The following is a 3,486-nucleotide window of genomic DNA, read 5'->3' as shown; positions in this document are numbered from 1 at the left end:
ATCTTCCCGCTTTCGTTAGTGAGTATGGGCTGCCAGCTTCACTGAATTGAGTATAAGCTTTTCCCAACATAAAACGCCCTTCGCTTTTGGGCGAAGGGCGTTTTTGTTTTTTGAGATCGTTATGAGAGAATTTGGATTTTTACTAGGTTTGGCGGTGACCTACTCTCCCACGTCTTAAGACGCAGTACCATTGGCGCGACAGTGCTTAACGGCCGGGTTCGGGATGGGACCGGGTGTTTCACTTGTGCTATGACCACCAAACCGAGTAAAAATCCAATTTTTGTCCAAGTCAGTACACTGGTGTGTATGCTTTTGATTTATCAGTATGAGCTCTACCGCTTTGCTACTTGAGCGCGGTTAGGTTTGCTTTCTACTGGATCAAATCAAGCCTATCGGACCATTAGTACCGGTCAACTGAGCATGTTACCATGCTTACATCTCCGGCCTATCGACGTGGTAGTCTTCCACGGTCCTCAGGGATACCTTGTTTTGAGGGGGGCTTCCCGCTTAGATGCCTTCAGCGGTTATCCTTTCCGATCATAGCTACCCAGCACTGCCGTTGGCACGACAACTGGTCCACCAGTGGATCGTTCACCCCGGTCCTCTCGTACTAGGGGCAACTCCTCTCAAGTATCCTACACCCACGGCAGATAGGGACCGAACTGTCTCACGACGTTCTAAACCCAGCTCACGTACCTCTTTAAATGGCGAACAGCCATACCCTTGGGACCTGCTCCAGCCCCAGGATGAGATGAGCCGACATCGAGGTGCCAAACACTGCCGTCGATATGGACTCTTGGGCAGTATCAGCCTGTTATCCCCGGCGTACCTTTTATCCGTTGAGCGATGGCCCTTCCACTCGGGACCACCGGATCACTATGGCCGTCTTTCGACTCTGCTCGACTTGTCAGTCTCGCAGTCAGGCTGGCTTCTGCCATTGCACTCAACGAGCGATTTCCGACCGCTCTGAGCCAACCTTCGCGCGCCTCCGTTACGCTTTAGGAGGCGACCGCCCCAGTCAAACTACCCACCACGCAGGGTCCCGGATCCGGATAACGGACCGCGGTTAGACATCAAGCAGAACAAGGGTGGTATCTCAAAGGAGGCTCCACAGGAACTGGCGTCCCTGCTTCGAAGCCCACCACCTATTCTGCACATGTTGTGCCTGATGCCAGTGCGAAGCTGTAGTAAAGGTGCACGGGGTCTTTCCGTCTAACCGCGGGAAGCCTGCATCTTGACAGGCAATTCAATTTCGCTGAGTCGATGTTGGAGACAGCGGGGAAGTCGTTACGCCATTCGTGCAGGTCGGAACTTACCCGACAAGGAATTTCGCTACCTTAGGACCGTTATAGTTACGGCCGCCGTTTACCGGGGCTTCAATTCGGTGCTTGCACACCTCCTTTTAACCTTCCGGCACCGGGCAGGCGTCAGACCCTATACGTCGTCTTGCGACTTCGCAGAGCCCTGTGTTTTTAGTAAACAGTCGCCACCCCCTGGTTTGTGCCCCCAGTCAATACTTGCGTAGAAACTGGGCCTCCTTCTCGCGAACTTACGGAGGTATTTTGCCGAGTTCCTTCAACATCGTTCTCTCAAGCGCCTTGGTATACTCTACCTATCCACCTGTGTCGGTTTAGGGTACGGTCTCATGAAGGGCTATTTCCAGGAACCTCTAAGCTGCCCATTCAATCCAATAAGGATGAACAACCTTCGAGATCCGTCACTTCCTTCTGGCCCAGGAATATTAACCTGGTTCCCATCGGCTACGCCTTTCGGCCTCGCCTTAGGGGCCGGCTTACCCTGCTCAGATTAGCTTTAAGCAGGAACCCTTGGATTTTCGGCGAGGGGGTCTCTCACCCCCTTTGTCGCTACTCATGTCATCATTCTCGCTAGTGATCTCTCCACCGGATCCCTCACAGGCCGGCTTCACTGAAAGCTCCGATCCTCCAATGACCCCGAAGGATCTAAGGAGGAATGGAACTATGTCACACTACGCTCTGCTACCGCGTGCATAAATGCACACCCTAAGCTTCGGCTCATGGCTTGAGCCCCGGTACATCTTCGCCGCAAGACAACTTATTTAGACCAGTGAGCTGTTACGCTATCTTTAAAGGATGGCTGCTTCTAAGCCAACCTCCTGGTTGTTTTGGTCGTCTCACCTGCTTTCCCACTTAGCCATGAATTAGGGGCCTTAGCTGTAGGTCAGGGTTGTTTCCCTCTCCACAACGGACGTTAGCATCCGCTGTGTGTCTGCCATATAGTACTTCCCGGTATTCGGAGTTTGATTAGGATCAGTAAGGCTGTGGGCCCCCATTACCCATTCAGTGCTCTACCCCCGGGAGTATTCGTATGACGCTCTACCTAAATAGATTTCGCAGAGAACCAGCTATCTCCGAGTTTGATTGGCCTTTCACCCCTAGGCACAGCTCATCCCGATCTTTTTCAACAGATGTGGGTTCGGTCCTCCAGTGCGTGTTACCGCACCTTCAACCTGGCCATGCCTAGATCACTCGGTTTCGGGTCTGATCCACCTAACTCATTCGCCCTATTAAGACTCGCTTTCGCTACGCCTACACCTAACGGCTTAAGCTTGCTAGATAGACCAAGTCGATGACCCATTATACAAAAGGTACGCCGTCAGCCCGCAAGGGGCCTCCGACTGATTGTAGGCGTTCGGTTTCAGGTACTGTTTCACTCCCCTCGTCGGGGTGCTTTTCACCTTTCCCTCACGGTACTGGTTCGCTATCGGTCAGTAAGGAGTACTTAGCCTTCGAAGGTGGTCCTCCGATCTTCAGACAGAATTTCACGTGTTCCGCCCTACTTAATACGTCCTATCATGCTTCATATACGGGACTGTCACCCACTATGGTTGGCCTTTCCAGACCATTCTATCCACACTCAAGGCTCGGCTGGTCCCCGTTCGCTCGCCGCTACTAGGGGAGTATCAATTGATTTCCTTTCCTCCGGGTACTTAGATGTTTCAGTTCCCCGGGTTTGCTCTTAAAACCCTATGTATTCAGGTCTTAAGTCCCTGTTTCAGAACACTATAAATAACCGAAGTTATTATAATGAACTGTCAGGTGGGTTCCCCCATTCGGAGATCGATGGCTATTACGGCTATTCTCGCCTTACCATCGCTTATCGCAGAGTATCACGTCCTTCATCGCCTCTTACTGCCAAGGCATTCACCAAACGCCCTTCTCGCGCTTGATTTGATCCAGAAGAAGACAGACCTTTTGTTCATCTGACCTCTTACCCTCGCGGGCAATCTGGACCAAAAGCATACTTTCCCGCGCTCTTTGAATGTCCTACCGCCTTGCGGCTACTTGAGGACGATTTGGCGATTGATGTCGGTCAATCACCAAGATCAAAGAGCACATAAGATCTGATCTCTCAGACCTTGGTTAGTGTACTTGACTTGGACAACACTATCGTTTCAGCCGGGATACCGTAGAAAGTCCGAGGAAAGGGACTTAAAACAGCCTTCTT

Annotated in this window: 2 rRNA genes; both read right to left on the bottom strand. The window is 51.7% G+C overall.

What is annotated here, in order from left to right:
- Positions 1 to 146: 146 nt before the first annotated feature.
- Positions 147 to 261 (bottom strand): 5S ribosomal RNA (gene rrf, locus AKJ29_RS18440).
- Positions 262 to 379: 118 nt separating this feature from the next.
- Positions 380 to 3,210: ribosomal RNA gene (locus AKJ29_RS18435) — 23S ribosomal RNA — on the bottom strand.
- Positions 3,211 to 3,486 lie beyond the last annotated feature (276 nt).

This window comes from Aliiroseovarius crassostreae, assembly GCF_001307765.1.
GTDB lineage: Bacteria > Pseudomonadota > Alphaproteobacteria > Rhodobacterales > Rhodobacteraceae > Aliiroseovarius > Aliiroseovarius crassostreae.
Note: the sequence above shows the minus strand (reverse complement) of the source record. Positions and strands in the feature narration are given on the sequence as shown.